Annotated in this window: 20 protein-coding genes and 1 pseudogene; 15 read left to right on the forward strand and 6 right to left on the reverse strand. The window is 57.2% G+C overall.

Annotated features, from left to right (window positions below; all coding sequences use genetic code 11):
• Positions 1-69 precede the first annotated feature (69 nt).
• Entirely contained in the window at positions 70-318 is a 249-nt protein-coding gene (locus FSY59_RS24220) for a hypothetical protein (protein ID WP_255439719.1), read from the reverse strand.
• Positions 319-646: 328 nt separating this feature from the next.
• Between FSY59_RS24220 and FSY59_RS27575 the strand changes: the two genes are divergently transcribed.
• The 3 genes from FSY59_RS27575 (at position 647) to FSY59_RS24235 (ending at position 4,081) form a co-directional block, all read left to right on the forward strand.
• Positions 647-1,339, forward strand: coding sequence for an AlpA family transcriptional regulator (locus FSY59_RS27575; protein WP_200879570.1), 693 nt, complete (start codon positions 647-649; stop codon positions 1,337-1,339).
• A 217-nt stretch (positions 1,340-1,556) separates the two neighbouring features.
• Positions 1,557-2,753 carry an inovirus-type Gp2 protein gene (locus FSY59_RS24230; RefSeq protein ID WP_158407682.1) on the forward strand — a complete coding sequence of 399 codons (1,197 nt, stop codon included), beginning with the start codon at positions 1,557-1,559 and terminating at the stop codon, positions 2,751-2,753.
• Complete coding sequence (locus FSY59_RS24235) at positions 2,750-4,081, forward strand: DUF3987 domain-containing protein (RefSeq protein ID WP_051962227.1); 1,332 nt, start codon at positions 2,750-2,752, stop codon at positions 4,079-4,081. The genes FSY59_RS24230 and FSY59_RS24235 overlap by 4 nt, the downstream gene beginning before the upstream one ends.
• 12 nt (positions 4,082-4,093) lie before the next feature.
• Here the strand turns inward: FSY59_RS24235 and FSY59_RS24240 are convergent, their stop codons facing one another.
• From FSY59_RS24240 to FSY59_RS24255, 4 genes and pseudogenes are all read right to left on the reverse strand, one after another.
• Positions 4,094-4,876: a hypothetical protein gene (locus FSY59_RS24240; protein WP_144244960.1), complete on the reverse strand. Its 783-nt coding sequence runs from the start codon at positions 4,874-4,876 to the stop codon at positions 4,094-4,096.
• Positions 4,877-5,419: 543 nt separating this feature from the next.
• A pseudogene (locus FSY59_RS24245) lies at positions 5,420-6,190 on the reverse strand (IS5 family transposase).
• A 124-nt stretch (positions 6,191-6,314) separates the two neighbouring features.
• On the reverse strand, positions 6,315-7,304 hold the full coding sequence (locus FSY59_RS24250; protein WP_043374611.1) for a tripartite tricarboxylate transporter substrate binding protein: 990 nt from the start codon (positions 7,302-7,304) through the stop codon (positions 6,315-6,317).
• A gap of 38 nt (positions 7,305-7,342) precedes the next feature.
• Positions 7,343-8,959 carry an FAD-dependent oxidoreductase gene (locus FSY59_RS24255; protein ID WP_043374609.1) on the reverse strand — a complete coding sequence of 539 codons (1,617 nt, stop codon included), beginning with the start codon at positions 8,957-8,959 and terminating at the stop codon, positions 7,343-7,345.
• 92 nt (positions 8,960-9,051) lie between these two features.
• On the opposite strand from FSY59_RS24255, the gene FSY59_RS24260 reads away from it, so the two are divergent.
• The 4 genes from FSY59_RS24260 to FSY59_RS24275 all read left to right on the forward strand — a co-directional run bounded on the left by FSY59_RS24260 (position 9,052) and on the right by FSY59_RS24275 (position 11,744).
• Positions 9,052-9,942, forward strand: coding sequence for a LysR family transcriptional regulator (locus FSY59_RS24260; RefSeq protein WP_043374606.1), 891 nt, complete (start codon positions 9,052-9,054; stop codon positions 9,940-9,942).
• A gap of 46 nt (positions 9,943-9,988) precedes the next feature.
• A protein-coding gene (locus FSY59_RS24265) for an IS5 family transposase (RefSeq protein WP_144245004.1) occupies positions 9,989-10,746 on the forward strand; the annotation gives its coding sequence in 2 pieces (ribosomal slippage) (positions 9,989-10,334 and positions 10,334-10,746; 759 coding nt in all).
• A gap of 279 nt (positions 10,747-11,025) precedes the next feature.
• Complete coding sequence (locus FSY59_RS24270; RefSeq protein WP_043374602.1) at positions 11,026-11,463, forward strand: hypothetical protein; 438 nt, start codon at positions 11,026-11,028, stop codon at positions 11,461-11,463.
• The gene (locus FSY59_RS24275; RefSeq protein WP_043374600.1) at positions 11,460-11,744 is read left to right on the forward strand and encodes a DUF2798 domain-containing protein; all 285 of its coding nucleotides are present in this window, start codon (positions 11,460-11,462) and stop codon (positions 11,742-11,744) included. Before FSY59_RS24270 ends, FSY59_RS24275 begins: the two co-directional genes overlap by 4 nt.
• A gap of 215 nt (positions 11,745-11,959) precedes the next feature.
• Here FSY59_RS24275 and FSY59_RS24280 read toward each other — a convergent pair whose 3' ends face one another.
• Positions 11,960-13,261 carry a citrate synthase gene (locus tag FSY59_RS24280; protein WP_187427974.1) on the reverse strand — a complete coding sequence of 434 codons (1,302 nt, stop codon included), beginning with the start codon at positions 13,259-13,261 and terminating at the stop codon, positions 11,960-11,962.
• Between the two features lie 110 nt (positions 13,262-13,371).
• Between FSY59_RS24280 and FSY59_RS24285 the strand changes: the two genes are divergently transcribed.
• The 8 genes from FSY59_RS24285 (at position 13,372) to FSY59_RS24320 (ending at position 21,011) form a co-directional block, all read left to right on the forward strand.
• Complete coding sequence (locus FSY59_RS24285; protein WP_043376751.1) at positions 13,372-14,517, forward strand: aromatic ring-hydroxylating dioxygenase subunit alpha; 1,146 nt, start codon at positions 13,372-13,374, stop codon at positions 14,515-14,517.
• 25 nt (positions 14,518-14,542) lie between these two features.
• The gene (locus tag FSY59_RS24290; protein ID WP_051962318.1) at positions 14,543-14,863 is read left to right on the forward strand and encodes a non-heme iron oxygenase ferredoxin subunit; all 321 of its coding nucleotides are present in this window, start codon (positions 14,543-14,545) and stop codon (positions 14,861-14,863) included.
• Positions 14,864-14,884: 21 nt separating this feature from the next.
• The gene (locus FSY59_RS24295) at positions 14,885-16,087 is read left to right on the forward strand and encodes an NAD(P)/FAD-dependent oxidoreductase (RefSeq protein ID WP_051962226.1); all 1,203 of its coding nucleotides are present in this window, start codon (positions 14,885-14,887) and stop codon (positions 16,085-16,087) included.
• Positions 16,088-16,545: 458 nt separating this feature from the next.
• Entirely contained in the window at positions 16,546-16,788 is a 243-nt protein-coding gene (locus tag FSY59_RS24300; RefSeq protein WP_144244959.1) for a hypothetical protein, read from the forward strand.
• Between the two features lie 375 nt (positions 16,789-17,163).
• The gene (locus FSY59_RS24305) at positions 17,164-17,652 is read left to right on the forward strand and encodes a hemerythrin domain-containing protein (RefSeq protein ID WP_080731569.1); all 489 of its coding nucleotides are present in this window, start codon (positions 17,164-17,166) and stop codon (positions 17,650-17,652) included.
• 36 nt (positions 17,653-17,688) lie between these two features.
• The gene (locus tag FSY59_RS24310) at positions 17,689-19,008 is read left to right on the forward strand and encodes a Rieske 2Fe-2S domain-containing protein (RefSeq protein WP_003054408.1); all 1,320 of its coding nucleotides are present in this window, start codon (positions 17,689-17,691) and stop codon (positions 19,006-19,008) included.
• A gap of 4 nt (positions 19,009-19,012) precedes the next feature.
• On the forward strand, positions 19,013-20,002 hold the full coding sequence (locus FSY59_RS24315) for an ABC transporter substrate-binding protein (RefSeq protein WP_120970397.1): 990 nt from the start codon (positions 19,013-19,015) through the stop codon (positions 20,000-20,002).
• 31 nt (positions 20,003-20,033) lie between these two features.
• Positions 20,034-21,011 carry a tripartite tricarboxylate transporter substrate binding protein gene (locus tag FSY59_RS24320; protein ID WP_043374586.1) on the forward strand — a complete coding sequence of 326 codons (978 nt, stop codon included), beginning with the start codon at positions 20,034-20,036 and terminating at the stop codon, positions 21,009-21,011.
• Positions 21,012-21,015 lie beyond the last annotated feature (4 nt).

Here is a 21,015-nt window from a genome sequence, read left to right on the forward strand (position 1 = left end):
AAGAGAAGCGAAAAGCCAAAAGGGGAGGTAAGGGGTAGAAGGGAAAATGGACTGAGTCGGGCGAATCGCTCAATCGGAATCGGCATAGCCGGAGGTCGATTCCTGGCGGGCAAATACATGCCTGCATTCCAGGCACTTGAAGTTGTCCAGCATTCGGGTATCGATCGTTTTGCCCACCGACGTGCCGACTTCGCAGCCAATGGCTGTCCCGGCCAAGCCACCTAAAACCGCGCCAGCAATGCCACCGAGGGTTGAACCCGCGGGGCCGGTCATCAGGCCCGAGGCAATCCCAATCTGCGCACCACGCAGGGCGCCCACAAAGCCACCTGTGGCGCCAGCGGCGCAGCCAATGGCACCTGCGGTCTTGCGAGCCCAGTTGCGGGAGACGACCCGTGGGCTATGGCACAGGGGGCAATTGGGAGGGAGAGGGGAAAAAGGCATCAAAGCTCCTTGGAAGAAAGACAAGAAGCCAGGTGCTGGAGCGCCTGTCGTGAGGGAGGCAGGCGCATCACCACGACCTGGTCGGCAGAGCGGTGTCTGCTCAGGTCGGTGATATGTGGTTGAAAAAAAGTTGATTGTTGATTGAAAGAATCAGCTTTTTGGGAGAGCTCGAAGAGGCGTTTGTCTCGATATCACGCAGCTTGTGATGTGTCACAAGCCTGGCATCACATGCGGCTTCGCATGCCAAAAAGCGAAGCTTTCGCATGCGCCCGAAACACTCGATTTCTCCAATGTGGGGGAACTAAATGTTGGCGACCTTTCGCAGGTTCGCATGACGAGGTTGCGAGTGGATGCGATGGTTGATTTTTATCGCTATCGCAAATTAATTGAAAAGTCAAGATTGATGCTTGAGTCTGTTCTCGTAGCCAAGCAACCGGCTCGAAAGAAATTGGTCGTTCCGCTGCAATCCGGTTCTCTTCAACACGAGCTGATTGCCATGAACCACACCCCTTACGCACCTCAATCCAAGAGCCAGATGGAGCGTAGCTTCCATCCTGTACAGGCATCCCAGGCAAGCATGTCCTTGCTCGCTTACCCCCAAGCCTCTCGGACTGCGGAAGTCCCCCGTACGCCTTTCTGCGATGAGGAAGCGATCCAGGCCGTTGCCACAGTAGGCAACGATGCCATGCGTCTGAACACCATCCTCCGCCTGCGCCAACTTCTGAAGGCGCTAGGGATTTCTCGCTCCACGGTGTATCTGCGCATTAATCCCAAATCCAAGTATTACGACCCCGTGTTTCCGAAGCCCATTCGTCTTGGCACAAAGGCGAGGGGGTGGGTGCTGTCGGATGTGAATGACTACATCGAGCACTTGAAGAAAAAGCAACAAGCTTGCTGATTTAGGGGTATTAAATATCCGGAACTACTCACGTGTGAATTTCCATCTCCATGAAGGTTAATCCTTCGTGGAGAACGGGGAAATTATCACCGGTGGATAAACAAATATTCAATAAGGAAAATCGGTTTCTTAGTAACTAAGATATATAAGAGAAATATATCAAAGAGAAAGAGTAAAACCATTCGATAGATTATTAATTATGAAGTCACACTACGTCATGCATAACTCCGTTGTGCATAAGAACATTCTGTTGGAATACGCGAAAGATGATGATGAAGATCATCTTCCTGGCTTTGAAGGTCCCGGAATGAAGCGTGCCCTTGATGAGTTGATTCAGCATCTCATCAAGCATAACTACAAGGAACCTTTTGGGAGTAATGAGCAAAATCTGAAAAAACAAAAATATATATCGAAGTTTGCTGGTGCCCTTATCACCTTGGTTGATGAGGTTGGCACTCAGCTTCTGCAAGAAAAAGATAGAGGAGCTTGGAGCTGCCTTGATATTAATCCGATGATTGCAGGAATCATCGAGACCACGTGTGCCTTTCTCCTGAAGAAAGGCTCTCAGGATGGAGGTGCCGAGAACTGTGTCTTGCTAGGAATGGGGATGCCAGAGTTTATGACATTGAACGCTTGCGAGTTGCAGTTGGCTCAATCTGCCTTCGATCAGTTGGCACTTGCATTGCGCAAAATGCTTTTGAACAAAGGGATGCGTAAGGCTGTAAAAAGTTATCGTACAAACGCCACTAAGCGCTATGGTCAGGTGATGCGGGTAACCCGCAGATCTTGGAAGAAATTTTCAAAGATTCTGCTGATTCGTCTGGATTGGGGGCTACGACATTCAATTCCTGACTTACGTGCAAAATTTAAAGATCAGAAAGATTTCGAGGATCAATTGATGGAGGTGACAGAATATCGCGATGCCATGCTTGAGCTGCTCAAGAAGCGCTATGGCTCGGATCTGGCCTTTTATTTTTGGAAGATTGAGTTTGGTGCTCAACGTGGCCTGCATCTGCATTGGATGATTGGCCTGAATGGGTCCAAGCATCAGTATCGCATCAGGACAGCTCGTGCCATAGCGCAGATGTGGAAGTCTGTAATCGATAACGAGAAATCCTACGTCTGGAACGTCAACGCCATCCAGTCTACAGGTGAGCCCATATTGCGTGTGATTCAGTACGACGATCCGCTGCTGTGGGAAATCGTAGGTGTCTATGCCGACTACCTGACCAAGGTGGATTACTTCCTCAAGCTGCGTATGCCGGGAAATATGCACAGCTTCGGAGGCACTCAGCTTCGCAATGAATCGTGCAAGAAACGGGGCCCCAAGAGAAGCAAAACGATGACAGAGGCAGATATCAAGCAGGTGCGCGGCCCTCAAGGTGGTCGCAAGGTGAAGGGAGATAAGAAATGAGTGTCTTGAAAGAAGGTCAGCTGCTTTATCCAACGGAATCTTTGCCGCCGATGATGCGCGATTTCGTCTACTGCGTGATGCATGCGACCCAGGCCAACGATGCCTTGGTTGGCCCTGTGGCCGTGAGTGTGGCATCGGCGGCAGTGCAAGGTGTGGCAGATGTCCTGAGCCCGTTTGGCACTGACATGCCCACCAGTCTGTTCACCGGTGTTGTGGCTTTGTCTGGCGATCGCAAGTCCACGGTGCTGAAGTTGGCCTGTCGTGGTATGGAGGAGTTCGAGCGGGGCATGGAGGGCTATCTTGATCCAGAGATGAGCTTCCGTCATTGGGGTTCGCATCCCTTTTTGCTGGAGGAGGCAACGGAGAAAGGCGTAGTCGATGTTTACGCCAAGGGTGCCAAATCCTTGTTCTATGCCTTGGATGAAGGGAGCATGCTGACCCGCAACCTGGATGTGCCTGCGCTGTGCAAACGTTTCGATGCTGCGCCTATTCGTCATCTTAGCCGTACCCGTGGATTGACTTATGTGGCTGATACACGTGGTGCGCTGTGCATGCTGGTCCAGGACTTGACCTTCAGCCGCATGATGAAAGGTGACAAAGGCGCTTATTTGATCGAGTCGGGGCTTTTGCCGCGCATGCTTATGTCGTTTGCTTCAATGCCTTTGTCGGTTCCTCCACCGCCGTGCAGCATGAATACCTACAACCATGAGTTTCACGAGCGCATCAAAGCGCTGATGCGTGACTACAAGGAGCTTTTCATGCATGGCAAGCCCCGTAGCAAGATGCGGCTTGTCGCTGACGCTGAACAATTGTGGAAGCAGGCTCTGGAAGAGTGGGAGATGTTGTTGAGGGACAGCATGTGGCACAGCATTCGTCCCTTTGTTCGCCGTGCAGGAGAGCAGGCACTGCGCTTGGCAGGGGTCTTGCAGTGGTTTACAGCCCCACAGGAGATGATCGAACGTACGTCGATGGAGACTGCGATTGACATCGTCCAATGGCATCTGGTGCAAGCCCGGGCGGGCTTCGGAAAGCTTCCTCAAGAGGCGTTGCAGCAAGAATTGGCACGGACGCTCTATGACTATCTGATGCGCCGCGCAGTCAAGTACAACGCAACTGCGACGCCTCGCAACACGTTAATCCGTGGTGCGCCGTTGAGTCTGCGTAAAGCCGATCAACTTGACATGGCGCTTGACCAACTGGAGTTGGAGGGCAAGGTTGGTTTTTATCCGATGAACACGCGCAAGAATGTAGTTTTGACGGCCGCATCAATCGCAGCTATGAATCCAAAAAACACAACAATTGCCAATAATTTGTCGGGTAAATTTTAATATTTGATATGTTTATAGCGCCCTACCACGGGGCGCTATTTTTTTGTTTGGCATATCAGAGTTGTATATTTTATCAATTAATACTCTGAAATCTTCATCCCTTTTTGACCAATCTTTAAATTTAGTATCGAGATTATCTGCTTGAAGTGTTAATCCATAGTTTTTATTATTTTGCTTAGCAGATTTTTGATATTCTATTATTATCTGGATAAATTCTAGGTAGAAGCAATCATAGAGATTTTTAAAATTTTTGATTTTTCCATTTTTTAGGTTGCTTTTGTTAGTGTTTTTAAGTGGTGTATTTAAATTCAATTCAATTTGAGTAAATAACTTTTTGAATTCATTGATCAACTCTTGCCTTCCATTATTTCTTGCAACGCCCGCTTTGGATGATCTTTGCCTTCTTATGTGCTCATCTATTGGGATGCCTTTTTTCTGAGCTGATAATTCCAGTAATTTTTTGGAAGTGATTAGGAGTCTTCTAAAAAGATATCCTGTAGAGTTTTTTAAGTCCTCAGAAATATTTTTATCATGAGGAATTTCGTTTCTTATAAATTTTGTGAAATATTCATCGCTGATTGTGATATTCATAGTCCATAAGCGCTCTATTTTTACGCATAAAAACAATAAGTTGAAGTAGGTTGATTTGAGTGATAAATGATGCTTGGTGGTAAGCAGATTTTTTTCATATGCAAAATTTGCTTTGTTTAATATGCATTTTGTCTTAAAAGGATTGGTATTTTCATTTGTTGTGCCCCACCATTTTTTGACCGTTGACTCCCGGGTTTCTTCCATATGGAGAAGAATTTCTGTGGATAATTTCCAAATAAAATAGTAATAAATAAATTTCTTAAAAACTGCTTCTTGATCCGAGATGGAATGTATTTCAATATATTTCTTTGCGAGGGATTTAAATGATATCGGTTTTTTGATATCGAAAACCGAAACGAAATTTGATGGCTCGTAGTTAGATTTACTGGAGTCAAAGTCATTAATAACTTCTATTGATCGATGTCTTATAGTTGCCAATTAATTAACCTAATTTTATTTAAATTTCTGAAATAGGTGTTTTTCATCCATCCAGTAATTGAGAGGAAATCGTCAGATGTTATATTTGCGATTTATGCTGATCCTGATTAGCTAGCTCAAGGTGGGGATGTGACCTAAAAATTGGACGGGTTATACAGCGATCTCGAGGATATGCTGGACTAGACGGGGCTCCTTGCTTCCTTCGAGATTTTGATCCGTCGCTCATTGTATCGACGGATGTATGCAGAGGTTCCCTAATAGATTCAACCGATCTGTCGCTTCGGAGAGCCTGGGTTCTATTCAGAGCGGCTAACACCACCGATCCATGAAGCGTGCACAGTTGATCGTAGCGGCCAGTTTCGGCAACGCTTCGTGGATATCCAGCCGCCTTTCAAAGCGGATGTGTAGCTTGCCAAAACCTGCAAACCAGCCATGTGTGCGCTCTACAACCCAGCGATGCTTGCCTAGCTTTTCGCTGCTCTCGACACCTCGCCTGGCAATCCGGCTGGCAATGCCTCGTCGTCTGAGATAGGCACGGCAGCGCTTGTAGTCGTAGCCTTTGTCCGCATGCAGCTTCTCCGGCCGCTTGCGTGCCCGCCCCGGCAAGCCCGTAATGGCAGGAATCGCATCCATCCACTTCTCGAACATCATGGAGTCATGCCTGTTGGCACCACTGACGAGGATCAACAGTGGGATGCCTCTAGCATCTACGACGAGGTGGCGCTTGGTGCCAAGCTTGCCTCTGTCCGTGGGGTTGGGGCCCGTTTCCTGGCCCCCCGGGGGCTTGGCACCGTGGAGCCAGCTATGCTTGCTCGGTTCCAATCAATCTGGTCATGCTCGCGCAGACGCACCAGCAAGGCTTGGTGCAAACGCTGCCAGACGCCATTGGTATTCCAGTCACGCAAGCACCGCCAGCAGGTCATACCACTGCCGTAACCCAAGGACTGAGGCAAGTCTTCCCATGGGATGCCGGTTTGCAGCACGAACAGAATGCCATTGAGCGCTGCTTCATCGCTCACGGTGAAGCTTACGTGCGCCACCTTTGACGGAAGGCGTGAAGGCTGGGATCAGGGACTACAACTGTCGCTACAGTTCTTTGCTAACGGGTTGTCTTGCCATGAGGGCCAGGAGCATAAATGCTTCTGGCTGATCTCAAAGGGAAGTGAGATTAGCGGCTCTCAGTCACAGTCTTCACCGGCTCGGATCACTCGGCTCTTGCGCCGGTATCCTTGATGACCTTGGACCAGCGTGCCGTGTCTTCCTGCATCAAGGCCTTGAGGGCCGTCGGGGTCGAGGGGGCTGGCTCTAGCCCTTGGGCTTCCAGCGTCGCCTTGACGGAAGGATCGCGCAGAGCCCGGCCCGCCGCTTCCTCGATCTTGGCCACTACGTCGGCGGGCGTGCCCGCCGGTGCGACCAGAGCTATCCAGACCTCGCTTCGAAAGCCCTTGAAGCCGGCGCTGGCGACAGTCGGGACGTTCGGAAGATAGAACAGGGGCTGCTCGCCCGTCACCGCGAGCGGCCGCAAGGCACCGGTCTTGATGTGGGGCAGCACCGAATTCGCGACGCCGAAGAGGACCTGGATCTGACCCCCGATGAGGTCGGTGACCACGGGCTGGGCGCCGCGGTACGGCACGTGCACCATGTCGATGCCGGCCAGGCTCTTGAAGAGCTCGCCCGTCAGATGGTGCGGGGTGCCGATGCCGGCGGAGCCATAGGACAGCTTGCCGGGCTGGGCCTTGGCCAGGGCGATCAGTTCCTGGGTGGATTTGGCGGCAAAGCCTGGATTGACGACCAGTACGAACGGTACACGGCCCAGCTGGGTGACGGGGACGAATTCCTTGACCGGGTCGTAGCCTGCGCGCCCGTCTGGATAGAGGAACGGGTTGGTGACAAAATTGTTGGCGACGACAAGCAGGGTGTAGCCGTCGGGTACGGCCTTCGCCACGTGCTTGGTGCCTATGTTGCCGCCAGCACCGGGCCGGTTGTCCACGAGAACGGGCTGCTTCCAGTACTCGCTGAGCTTCTGGCCTACCGTGCGTGCCAGGGCGTCGTTGCTTCCCCCGGGGGGGAAGGGGACGACAAGCGTGATGGGTTTGCTCGGATAGCCGTTGGCGTGCGCGCCTAGTGCGATGCATGAGCCCAGGAGGGCAGTTGCCACCGCCTTGAACGCGCTGCTAGGCAGTTTAGTCTTCATCGGTTTGTCTCTTTTGGGTTTGTGAGGTGGGGGCTGCTCTATGCGGCGCCTCGGACCGTGTCTACCACCTGGCCCGGGAGTTCCACGCGGGTGCCACGCCATGCGACATGCCCGTCGGGCCGAACCAGGACCAGGGGGCGCTCGTATGCCGCCGCCACGTCGGCCTGAGCGATGAACTCGATCCGGAAGGGAACTCTCTTGGCGGCGAAGGCATTGGCAAGCGCGTGCGCATCCGCATCCAGCTTGTGGTCGAGGCACATGAGCACGAACCCATCGCCGAACAGGTCGAGCGTCGATCGGCCATCGCTTAGCCAGACATGCGGTGCGCGAGACCCGGGGCGTGTCGTCGGGATATACGTCGAGTATTCGTCCGGGGGCGGTGGTGTGCCATCAGGAACGCAGATCGGCGAGCCCTCGTAGCGATGGCCAATCTGCAGGCCTAGCGACTCCCATTCCACGCGTGTCGATTCGCGCAGGCGCTTGCCGAGGTCCTTGCGAACCTTCTCGCCCTCGGGGGTCGCGTCGCAGACGGCCGCCGGGCTGGGCGTGTCCCGCCATGCCCTGAAGTTCTGCGTGGAGAAGTCGATGTTGCGCTTCGCGATCGGCCGGCGTTCCAACTCGTAGCTGCGCAGCAGGGCAGGGCCGCCCCAGCCGTTGATGAGGCCCTCGAGCTTCCAGCCGATGTCCATCACCTCCTGCGCTCCGGTGTTCATGCCCATGCCACCGGTCGGCGACATGGTGTGGGCGGAGTCTCCCACGAGCACGACACGGCCCTGATAGTAGCGATCTGCGAGCATTTCGCTGCGCCGCCACGGGATGGCGGAGTCCACCTCGAACTCCACGTCGTCGCGGCCGATCGCGCGCCGAACCCAGGCTGCGGGATCGAAGTTCTTCAGATCCATCTTCTCTTCCGAGCCCAGCACCGTCAGGCGCCAGATCTCGTTCCCGTCGACGACGGTCAGATTGCCCCAGGTTCCCTCCGGGCCCACAAAGAGGTAGCGCTCGGCTGGGCCCAGCTTGTGCTTGTCGACCAGGCCCGGCGCGCGGATCAGGACGTTCACGGAGTAGCTGAGCAGTCTGCCTTCCATCTTAATGCCTACCTGTTCACGCACCTGGCTGGTGGCGCCATCACAGCCGAGTAGATACTGCGCGCGGATGGTGAAGGGCTCGCCTGTGTTCAGGTTGGTGACGACCGCCGTGACGCCTTGGTCGTCCTGCAGCAGCGAAACGAAGCGGTGCTTGAAGAGCAATTGGGTCTTTGGCTCGGAGCGTGCCGCGTCGGTGAGGATGGGCTGCAGCCACAACTGTGGGCAGCGCTGCTTCTTCTCGGGTGTCTCGGGCGGCGTTGGTGCGTCGCGCATGCTCGGATACTTTTCCTGGTCGAGCAGCAGGCCATTGAGCGACGTGCAAAAGAACATCGAGAGGTCATAGTCCTCCGGGAAGCCGCATTCGCGCACGCGCTGCGACAGCCCCCAGCGCCGGAACAACTCCATCGTGCGCACCGCGATGAGGCCGGTGCGCGGGTGTTCGATTGTCCCGTCGCCTTCGTCCACAAGGATCGACTCGATCCCCCGCCACCCCAGTTCGATTGCCACCGACAGGCCCACCGGGCCTCCACCCACAATCAGCACGGGTGTCTTGATCTCTGTCCCCATCGGTTCTCTTCCTTTCTTGCTTCGGTGGGGAAATGATCACTGCCTACACCAACCATGTCTAATCGATATTAGAGAGAAATAAAATTCAGGATATGAATATCAAAACCTTCGATCTGAACCTGCTGAGGGTCTTCGCCGCCATCTATGCGGAACGCAATGTGTCGCGGGCGGCGATCACTGCGGGCCTGTCGCAGCCGGCCATGAGCAATGCGCTGCTGCGCCTGCGTAAGGCCTGCTCCGATACGCTGTTCGTGCGGACGACGGGGGGGATGGAGCCGACGGCACTAGCCGAAGAACTCATTGGTCCGGTTCGCCGGGCGCTGGCGATCCTTCAGCAGACGCTGGAGAGACCGCACGGATTCGACCCGCGGGAGTCGGAACGGACGTTCAAAATCCTCATGTCCGACGCGGGGGAGGCCATTGTTCTGCCACGGCTGATATCGGAGGTGCTGCGAGAAGCGCCCCATGTGCGCATCGAGTCGCTGCGACGACCCAATGAAGAGTATTTGCAGCTGCTGCAGAGCGGCGAGGCGGACCTCGCGATCGGCAATCTTGCCTTTCTGAAGTCGGGCTTCTACCAGCAGCGCCTGTTTGGTGATCCCTATTGCTGCCTCGTGCGCAAGCGGCATCCGTCGATCCGTAGCGACTTCACGCTGCAACAGTTTCTGCAGGCCCAGCACGTGGCCGTGGCGACGGGCCATGCGGATGACTTGGTGGAGCGTGCCCTGTCAAAGATGCGTGCCAAGCGCAAGGTCATCCTGCGCGTGACCCACTACCATGTCGCGGCGGACGTCGTCGAGCGGTCCAACCTAGTGGTCACCGTGCCGCGCAACGCGGCGCGTAACGTCAGGGGTGTACAGATCCTTCCGGTTCCACTGAAGATTCCTGCAGCTGATGTGCGGCAGTTCTGGCATCGGCGCGCACACAGGGACCCGGCGAACCAATGGCTGCGTGGAGTGGTTGCGAAGCTCGTGTTCGACTAGGATTTGTTGAGATTTGATCCTTTATCTCCGCGGCTACGTGACAATCATCGCGGTGATGCGATATGTTTTGAGAGATGGACAATGGACTCGTATGAGTCCATTGTGTTTGGGGAAGGTTGGAGACCGAGGACGCAGTGGCTCCAACAATCGACTCTTCTTGGAAGCAGTGCTTTGGATTACACGAACAGGTAGCCCTTGGCGAGATTTGCCACCCGAGTTTGGTAAGTGGAGCACCGTCTTGAAGCGGTTTCGCGACTGGGTCAAAGCTGATGTTTTTCAAAAGCTGTTTGATGCAGTCAGCGATCAACCGCACATGGAATACGTGATGTTGGATGCAACGATGGTGCGAGTGCACCGGCATGGTAAGGGTGCAAAAGAGGGTCTGCGGGCTAGGCCATAGGTCGCAGTCGAGGTGGTTTGACCACCAAGATCTTGGCGCTGACAGATACCCTTGGGAACTTGATCCGATTTGTTTTGCGGCCAGGCCAACGACATGATCTTCAAGGTGTAGAGCAACTGCTTGAAGGCATAGATCTGCTGGCATTGCTGGCCGATAAAGCATTTGACGCAGACTGGCTGGAGCAACGCTTGCTGGCACAGGGCTTCCAAGTGGTGATTGCACATAAGTCCAATCGGCGAGAGCCCTTGCAGATTGATATAGAGGTCTACAAGTGGCGGCACCTGATCGAGAACTTCTTTTGCAAGCTCAAGGAGTTCAAACGTATTGCAATGCGCTGCGACAAGACAGACAGCAGCTTCGCTGCTGTCATCACGTTGGTATCGGCTGTGATCAATTCACGTTAAATCTCAACACGCCCTAGGTGTTCAGTGCCGGCATTGGATGGATCGGATCAATCCTGAGCCGCTCACACTGTCTGCAGATGAATTCGCAGAGTGCCAAGCCCTGCAGAGTCCTGAGCCTGCGCGCGAAGTTGTAGACGCTGATGAAGTCGTCGAGGTGCTCGCGATGTAACGGCCGGAAATCATATGACGTAGAGCTTATATGACGGATAATTTTAGTTTGCTATCTAACAATAATTTAACATTGCGACGCAGAGTTGCTAACCAAACGAAGGAGAGCCCATGTCGACGAAGGAAGAGCCTGATCTGGCGCATCAGCTGCGGAGCAACACCTATCGCTCCTTCTTCCGGGACTGCCCAGCCGTTCAGGAAGGCGATTTCGGGAGGAGCGCTCCCAGCCTGATTGACGTCACGTGGATGACGAGGAATACCCTGGCAAAAAGCGATGGGTGCTTGTCCGGCGTGCGCGCTGTGATTTCGGTGGAGACCCTTCGACAGAAGGGCAATGCGGCGAAGAGGCCGGAGGTAGGCTCCTCTGTCGTTTGCGCCCGCCCCTGGCGGGTCCTGCACGGCACCAGACTCCATCGACAACTGGTATCCGAGGGCATGGGCCGGCGTGCCGTTATTCCTGGTGGGCGCGCTCGCTTCCATGGCCGCCTGGACGGCATCCTCGGCAGCCCCGACCGCGGGGCTCAACACACATTTTGGATCTACCCATGAAGAACGAAACTCCTTCTCCAACATGCCAATCCCGCACGGTCTTTGGCTTCGCCAAACTCCCCGCCACTTACGCGGCCTTGGTGATGCCGCTGCTGTTGTCGGTCTTGATGACGTTTATCGTGTCGGCCGTCACGACGCTGCGCAGCATCGGCCTGACTCCTGGCTTTTTCTACATCTGGCTGAGCGCATGGGCGCTGTCGTGGATGATTGCCTTTCCGACCCTGCTCTTTGCATTGCCCCTGGTCCGCAGGGCCACGGCAGCGCTGGTGATGCGGGAGTGACGGCGCAGGGGCCTCGCGCTCACCGCGTGCTTGCCGGTTTGCGCTTGACGCGGTAGCAGGCCGTGCTGGCACTGGGCTTCGCTCGGTGTGCATTGAGCAGGGCCTTGCGACCTCTGGTCAGTTAGCGCACACGCCTGGTGAACCCTGGGGCGCCACCGGTCATGGCGTTCCCTGCCGGTCCTGCCCCGGTCGCAGGGGGCCTGGCGCGCGCGGCCTCACCGAGGGTGGTGTTGACCCATGTATTTGGCCCTCGGGCGCAGCATGGCCCCGGTCAGGCGCTGCTCCATCGCATGGGCGATCCAGCCGCTGGTGCGCGCCAAGGTGTGGAGCATCGCGCCACTTCCGTTGGGTAGACCGATCGCCTTGCACAGGATCACGAGGGCGGCGAACACGTTCGGATGCTGCCCTGCCTGCCGTGCACCGGCCACCAGTGCCTGTACCCTCGGCGTGTCCGGTCCATGCGTGTCCAGGCGTCCGATGAAGTCGAGGAGCACTGCCGAGCGCGGATCCTCGCCGTCGTACAGAGGGTGTCCGAAGCAGGGCAGTTCGTTGCTCTTGAAGCCCGAGGCCGCCGCCAGCGGCAGGGCGTCTTCCGGTTCCAGTCCGAAGGGCAGGGCATCGATGAGCGCCTCCACCTCGACGGCCCCCCCGACCTGCATCGACCCCGACTGGGTCAGCATCGCGGCCGCGACGCAGGCATGCAGATCCGCTCCCGTCGAGGCGCAGATCCGCGTGGCGAACGTCGGGGCCGACAGCTCGTGCTCGGCGGACATCACAAGCGCTGCATCGATGGCCCGCACAGCATCGGGCCTGTCGCCCAGGCCCAGCCCGCGGGCTACGCACTGCGCCATGAACTCTCCGTCTCGGGGCGCTGAAAACTGAGCCCTGGGACCGAAGACGCCCGCGGTGCCGGCCAGCGTCTGCAACAGCCTCCGGCAGGCTGCGAAGCCGGCCGTCTGCATGTCGTCCTCGGCCCGCTCGAATGCCGACAGCGAGGTCGTCAGCATCGACAGGAGCTTGAGCGGCGTGACGTGCTCTGCCGAATGCAAGGCCAGATTGACCAGGGATTCCGCTTGGCGGGTGTCCTGCAGGGGGGGCCATGCGATGTCCCGTGTGCGCGGCAGTCCCGTCCAGATGAGCTCGCTGGCGAATTCGAACGACCGGCCGTCGCGCACCAGGTCGCGCGCGAGCACCCCCCGGTAGCGCGGGCCGTGGGCGGTGATCTCGCTGATCCATGTCTGCGCGATCGGCTCGCCATAGCGAAGGGAGTGTGCGACCTGGGGCCCGCCCGAGCGGGCAACGGCCCGGCTCCTGAGTTTTTCGACATCGGCCTTGCGGTATAGCTTGGCCTTCACGCCCGGACGGTGCATCGTCTTGATGAGTCCGCGGCTGACGTAGGTGTACAGCGTTTCGCGCCGCACGCCCAGGATCGACATGGCTTCGGCGCTGCCGACGTAGTCGACGTCGTTGATCTGGCGCTGAGGACGTGCGCTCTCAGAGGGATTATTCAAGGGCATAGGGTTCTCCCGACAGAATATATCGATTCTCATATCGATCTATACATTAATCAATGTATTGTCTAGTATCCGCTGCGCACGATCAACGCATTTCTGAAAGGATGACCACGATGCAAGTAGCCGAACAACAGCTCCTGGACCTGCGCCCCAAGTTCAAGGAAACTCGCAAGAAATTGCTCAGTGCACGTCACCTGCCGGGCGAGGTGTACAGCTCGCCCGAGATCTACGACATGGAAAAGCAGCAGATCTTTATGAAGTACTGGCTTTCTGTGGGGCGCGTCGAAGAGATCCCCAATGTTGGCGACTACTACACCTTCCAGGTGATGAAGGAATCGATCGTGGTGTCCCGTCCGGCGCCCGATCAGGTCGTGGCCTACATGAACCAGTGCCTGCACCGGGGCGTGGAGATCGCCGTCGGCCGCGGCAATGCGAAGGAATTCAGCTGCCCCTACCACGCGTGGCTGTATGACGTGAGCGGCAAGCTGGTTGTCGCACCCGGCATGAAGGCCTCGGAGGTTGAACTGAAGAACTGCAGCCTGCGGCAGTTGCACGTCAAGGTCTGGCGCGGCTGGATTTTCGTGAACTTCAGCGATGAGCCGATGTCCTTCGAGGACTACATCGCACCGTTCGAGCAGCCGCTGTGGTGGTTCCAGACCGACCATTGCAGGCTTGCCCAGAAGGTCGAGATCGACGTCAAGTGCAATTGGAAATTCCTGGTCGAGAACTTGATCGACATCTACCACGTCGGCGTCATCCACAAGGGAACCTTCGGCGGCTTCGTCAAGGGCGAGCAGGTGCGCTTCAATCTCCTGGGAAACGGCGGATGGCATACCCAGTACGAGGCCCGGCCCCACTCGACGTCCGGTGATCAGGTCTTCCCGACCCTGCCCTGGGCGCAGGACAAGCCCAGTGGCATTGCCTGCAAGGCGGGTATCTATCCCAACCTGAACCTGTCGATGCGCGCCGACAGCGTTCGCATGTGGCATATCTGGCCGATCTCCCCCACCGAGACCCGGGTCATCTGCTACCTGCTGTTCCCCGAAGGCGCCTTCTCGATCCCGAACTACGACGAGGAGATGGAGAAATATGTCGGCTTCGTGCGCCAAATCATCGCCGAGGATGCCGTGATGGTGGAGGGCATGCAGAACAGCGCAGGCTCGGAGTTCTTCAAGCCCGGTCCGATGTCTCCGCTGGAGGAGGCTCTGTACCACATGGAGAATCACTACATCGACGTGATGACGTCCGAGGCGGCGTAAGGCACAGGAACAAATGGGAGTCATTATGGAAGATGAATGGATCAAGGTCGGCAACGTCTCCGATATCGACGAAGACGACACGCATTCGGTGGAGTTCGACGGCAAGCGGGTGTGCCTTTACAACCTCGGCGGGGACATCTTCGCCACGGACGGCACGTGCACGCACGGAGACGCGGACCTGTCGCTGGGCATGGTGGTTGACTCCTGTCTCATCGAGTGTCCGCTGCACGAGGGTACGTTCGACATCAGGAGTGGCCGTGCGGTGGGAGCCCCATGCACCGTGCCGCTGCACTGCTATCCGGTCAAGGTCGAGCAGGGGGTGATCTTCCTGCGGCCGGTCCACTGAGCGATGCAACGGGAAACAGTCATGGATGTCGTCATCATAGGAGCCGGCCAGGCCGGCGCTTGGGTTGCCCGGTCGCTGCGCGAGGGAGGGCATGAGGGAGGGATCCTCCTTCTGGGCCGCGAGCCGCATGCGCCGTACGAGCGCCCCCCGCTGTCCAAGGGGGTACTCAGCGGAGCGCAGGAGCACCCTCCCGTGCTTCTCACCGCACAGCAGTGCGAGGCGCTGCGCGTGGACTTCCGGCCTGGCGTCGAGGCCGTCGGCATCGACCGCGCCGGCCACCTGGTCCGGTGCGCGGATGGCTCGCTGGTCCACTACGACAAGCTCGTGCTGGCCACCGGCGGGCGCCCTCGGCAGCTGTCGTGTCCCGGCGCGGACCTGCCCAGCGTCCATGCCCTGCGCACGATCGAGGATTCCCGGGCCATCGCCAGGCACCTGGTTCCCGGCAACCGGCTGCTGGTCATCGGGGGCGGATGGATCGGGCTGGAGATCGCGGCAACGGCGAGGAAGAAGCAGGTCAACGTTATGCTACTGGAGGCCGGGCCGCGCCTGTGCGCGCGGTCGCTTCCCCCCCGATTCTCGGAGTTCCTGCTCGAAAAGCACCGCCAGGAGGGCGTCGAGGTCCGCCTGTCGACAACAATCACATCGTTTTCTGTGGGGCTCCAGCGCGCTCTGGCCGTGCAACTGCCCGGCGAGTCGCAGGAGTTCGATGCGGTCGTGGTCGGGATCGGGCTGGTCCTGGACACCAGCTTGGCCGAAGCCTGTGGGCTCGAGGTCCGGGACGGCATTGTCGTAGACCAGTCCGGTCGGACCTCCGACCCCGACATCTATGCGGCCGGCGACGTGGCGAATCAGCCCAATTCCTGGGCGGGCTGCCGTCTGCGCTTCGAGTCGTGGGCCAACGCCCAGAACCAGGCGATCGCCGTGGGCAAGGCGATCGCCGGCGGGAACGGGGCATATGACGAGATCCCGTGGTTCTGGTCCGACCAGTACAACCTGAATTTGCAGGTCCTCGGCACTCCGTCCAACGACCTGGAGGGCACCCTGCGCGGGTCTGCAGAGGAGGGCGCGTTCTCCATGTTCCAGATCTCGGATGGCCGACTGCGCAGCGTGATCTCGGTGAATGCACCGCGGGACATCAAGGTGGCCAAGCGTTGGCTCAAGCAGGGCGCGTGCCCGTCGGCAGATATGCTCGCCGACCGCTCGGTGCGCCTCGATAAGCTCTGACCTCCAGGCTGGCCGTCTTCTAAGCGAGGACTGAGCCGGGCACGACCACATGGCTTGGTGTCCCCTGTGGGCGCGCCGGGCCCTAGGAGACCATGGCCTGGCCTCCTGCGTGCAACACCGCGCTACCCGACGCGCACCTGGGCCTTGACCATCGTACTCAGGCTGTTCGTGAACTCATTGACGCTGGTGTTCTCGGCCCGGTACTTTCAGCGCTTGACGTACCAATCCTGCACGCCTGCTTTGCAGGTGGGCTGCCGGCAGGAAGGTATCCCACTGTCTCATCTCGCGCACCCGCCGGATCTATCGCGCAATGGCACTTTGGAAGTACATCTCCGTGGTTCTTGCCACCTTGCGTTGCTCTGTGCTAGGTTTGCGCGCACATGGGGCCGTGCTGGCCTCTCTCGCCTCAGGGGCCTGCCGAGTCCGTTATGCGCTGCGAGGACAAGGATTCTGGTGACATGCTGCACATCGACACCAGGATGCTCTGGAGCATCGTCAGACCCACCCATCAAGTGACTGGCGGCCGGCGAGACTCGGTCGAGGGTACAGGCCGGGAGACATTGTTTGTGGCGATCGTTGACCACGCGTGCATCAAACGCCTGCTGACTGACAGCAGTGCAGCTTTCCGGTGGAAGGTGTTTGCGGCTGCCTGCGAGGCTTTGGACGTGCGGCAAAAGCTCATCAGATCGCACCGGCCATAGACCAATGGCGAGGCCGAGCGGTCCATCCAGTCAGAGCTAAGTGAGTGGGACTATGGCCTGACGTACCAGAACTCTGCTGAGTGGCTCGTGCCCTGGCGAACTGGCAGCACCACTACAACTGCCACGGTCGCACAGCGGCATCGCCAACGTCGCTTCGGTGTCCCGGCTCAAATCTGCAAATAACCGCTTGGCGATTCACAGCCAGCCATCTTTTTGCGCCGTCATTGATTGAGTCCCGTAGTTCCGTGTAAAGGCGGAATGACTAATTGTTAGTTGACAAATAATTTTAGGGAAACCCCGGGGTGAAATTCATTGCCGAGACGAGCTTGCATTGTTAGAATTGTTAGGTGTCTAATAAAAACTTGCCGGCTGTGTATGTCGATGTCTGCTTTGACTATTCAGATGCCTATTGAGTCATCACCGCCGCTCTGGTCAGAGGCGCTATTGCTAGGACTCGCGGCAGTCGATGATGAGCACGAGCGGCTCGCTTGGCTAATCGAACGCATGCAGCGTGCCAGCGCTTCCGATATGGCGCAAACGCTTGAAGCAGTGCTTACGCATGCGACATCGCACTTTGAGGCTGAGAATGAGTTGATGCTCGCTACGCAATTTCCTCCACGCGACTGTCACATTCGTGAGCACGATGCCGTGCTTTCAACGCTTCGAGGTGTGCTCCGGCGTATGGATTGCACCGGCGAAGTCAGCGTTGCATATCGGTTGGCGGACGAGTTGGCTGCTTGGTTTCCAGCCCATGTTCAGCACCTCGACTCGGCCCTTTCTCATTGGCTTTGCAAGCTGCAGCACGGCGCTAAACCGATAGTGCTGCGCAAGGGGCGCCAATCTGAGACTGCCTTGGCGACTTAGTTCGATACCTTTAATCACTCCTGGAGAGAACACATCATGATGACCCACGAAGAAAACGAACTGCTTTGTCGCGTTGAAGGAGACGCACCGATGGGGCGTCTCATGCGTCGGCATTGGACGCCCATCTGCCTAGTGGAGGAGGTGGGCGAGCCTGACGGAACGCCAGTGAAAGCGCGTGCGTTCGGCGAGGATCTGGTGGTCTTTCGCGACAGTGAGGGCCGCGTCGGTGTCATGGACGAGTATTGCCCTCACCGCCGAGCCTCGTTGGTGTACGGTCGCAACGAGGAGGGAGGTCTGCGCTGCCTCTACCACGGCTGGAAGATGGATGTCGATGGCAACGTGCTGGAGATGGCGTCCGAGCCAGCAGCCAGCGGCATGGTTGACAAGGTTAAGCACACCGCGTATCCGACCCAAGAGTGGGCCGGTATGGTGTGGGCTTACATGGGACCGAAGGAAACCATGCCTGAATTCCTGCCGCCGGCATGGGCGCCGACGGCCGACACGCGGGTGAGCATCGCGAAGGTGCTACTGCCGTGCAACTGGGCGCAGATTCTCGAAGGCGCTATCGACTCAGCCCATAGCTCCAGTCTCCATTCCTCAGATATGGTGCCGGCTCGGGTCGATGGCGCGAAGGCTACCGACAAGACTTGGTTGCGTCCCTCGACCGACAAGGCTCCGCGCATGCAGGTGCAGCGTACCGGTTACGGTTTTCGCTATGCCGCGTTGCGCCGGCCGCTCTCGAATGCTGCGGAGAACGATTACGTGCGCTCCACGGTTTTCGTGGCCCCGGCTACTGCGCTGATCCCGCCAAACAACCTCTATAACGTGGCCAACATCAACGTGCCGATGGATGACACAAACACGGCGTTCTATTTCATCGCGTGGGGCCATCCGTCGCAAACGCCGGAGACTGAAACCTGGCGCAAGTTTTTGCGTCAGACGGTGGGGGTCGACCTGGATCAAAACTACCGTCCCTTGCGCAATGAAGCAAACAAATTCTGGCAGGACCGTAACGCTATGAAGGCCGGTAACTTCACTGGCATCACTGGTTTCCCTAACCAAGATGTCGCGATGTGGCTGACTATGGGGCCCATCGCCGACCGTACCCATGACCGCCTGGGCGCAAGCGATCTGGCTATCGTGGAATTTCGCAAGCAGATGCTCGACGCGGTGAAGGCCTTCGAGCAAGGGGCACCTGCCATCGGGACGGGGGTCGAAGCGGCGACGCCAACGGTCTGTTCCTTCCAAGCCATCGTCCCAAAGACGACCGACTGGCGCACATACGACGCTCACTATGTCTGGCTGGATGGCCAGGATCGCCCCGAGTTCGAACCCTCCTATTCCGTGAAGTCCTGATCCCATGAGTAAACTCCAACTTTCCGTCGCGATGGGCGACTACGACCGTACTCGAGCATTGTTCGATGGCCGTGTGCAAATAGATGGCGTCGACCCAGTGTATATGCTCCTCAATCCCGAGGAGATGTTCTTCCGAGCGATGCGTAGCATTGACTTCGACGTCACCGAGCTTTCTTTCTCCAGCTACTTGGTGAAACACTCGCGCGGTGAGTGTCCCTATATCGCGCTGCCGGTCTTTCTGTCGCGGGCTTTTCGGCACACATCAATCTACGTCCGCAAGGACCGTATTAGGGAGCCTTCTGACCTGAAGGGCAAGCGCATTGGTGTACCTGAGTATCAACTTACCGCTAATGTATGGGCACGAGCGGTCTTGCAAGACGATTTCGGAGTCAGTCCCTCCGATGTGACCTGGGTACGCGGAGGCATTGAGACGCCCGGTCGCCCTGAGAAAGTCAAACTGCAGCTTCCAGCTGATATCCGTATTGAACAGGCTCCCGAGGGGGCAACGATTTCGCAAATGCTCGATTCAGGAGAGATCGACGCTTTTATGGCCCCCCGTCCACCCAGTCGGGCAGCGCTGGCCAACCCAAATATTGGCTGGCTCTTCGACGATCCGACGGCGGTAGCCAAGGACTATTACCGTCGTACAGGCGTCTTTCCGATCATGCATGTGGCGGCAATTAAAAAAGATCTGGCGGCCAAGCACCCTTGGCTGGCAGCTGCGATTGTGAAGGCTTTCACCCAGTCCAAGGCTGTGGCTTTGGAGCTTCTTTCCGATACCTCGGCCACCAAGGTCACGCTTCCATTCGTTGAAGAGCAACTGCACGCTGCACGCGTGGCTATGGGTGAGGATTTCTGGTCCTATGGTGTGGCGCCGGCAAGTAGGACCCTGGAGACCTTCGTTCGTAGTCACTACGAGCAAGGCCTGTCATCCAGACTGGTTCCAGTTAGTGAGCTGTTCCATCCCGCAACCTATGAGAGCTACAGCATCTAAATCCAAAAGAACATAAGTGGAGACAAGCCCCATGAGACGCAAAACCCTAATCAAGTTGCTTGGGATGGCCTTTCTGGCTCCCTTTGCATTTAGCTCCAACGCGTACGCTCAAAACTACCCGACCCGCGCTATCAAGTTGATAGTTCCCTATTCTGCGGGTGGTCTTCCTGACACAGTGGCTCGTATCCTCTCTCGCCCTTTGGGCGATGTTTTGGGGCAGCCGGTCTACGTCGATAATCGGCCCGGCGCCGGTGGCGCGGTGGCGGCATCAGCGATACTGCAGGCGCCGGCAGATGGTTACACGCTGCTGGTGACCGATGGACCAATGCTGTCGATTACGCCGCTGCTAACAAAGAAGATTAGCTACGACGCTGGTCGCGATTTTGTCCCGATTTCGCTCGTCGGCAAGGCTCCGCTGTTCCTTGCTGTCAATGCGAAGGTTAAGGCGAAGACGCTGGAGGAACTCATCGCGCTGGCGAAGGCCAAGCCGGGAGAGCTTAACTATGGCTCAGCAGGCACAGGCAGCATCCACCACCTCACGGCAGAGGCCATGAATGCTAGCTTAGGCCTCACGATGACACACGTCCCTTTTAAGGGAAGCGCCAACTCGGTGCCTGCGATGATCGGGGGGCAGGTTGACATGGTTTTCGCTTCGCCACCATCGCTCATGGGGTTTGTCAAATCAGGTCAAGCTCGGCTTCTGGCCACTAATTCCTCAGCGCGGTCCCTTCTAGTGCCGCAAATGCCAGCGCTGGCCGAAAAGATTCCTGGCTTTGACTTTGCCTTTACGGTTGCGGTTCTAGGAAAGAAGGATACACCTGAAGCAGTGGTTAGCCGCATAAATGCCGAGATTGACAAGATTGTGAAGATGCCCGAAGTCATTGAACAGCTTCGCACTGCCGGTGTTGACCCAGTAGGCGGCTCGGTGGAGCAATTGAGGCAGGCACTACGTGCCGAGAAGACGCAGGTGACAGACGCGGCTAAGCGGGCCCAACTCAAGGCCGAATAAGAGA

The sequence above is a fragment of the Comamonas sp. Z3 genome, assembly GCF_008121565.1.
GTDB classification, from domain to species: Bacteria; Pseudomonadota; Gammaproteobacteria; order Burkholderiales; family Burkholderiaceae_C; genus Comamonas; species Comamonas brasiliensis.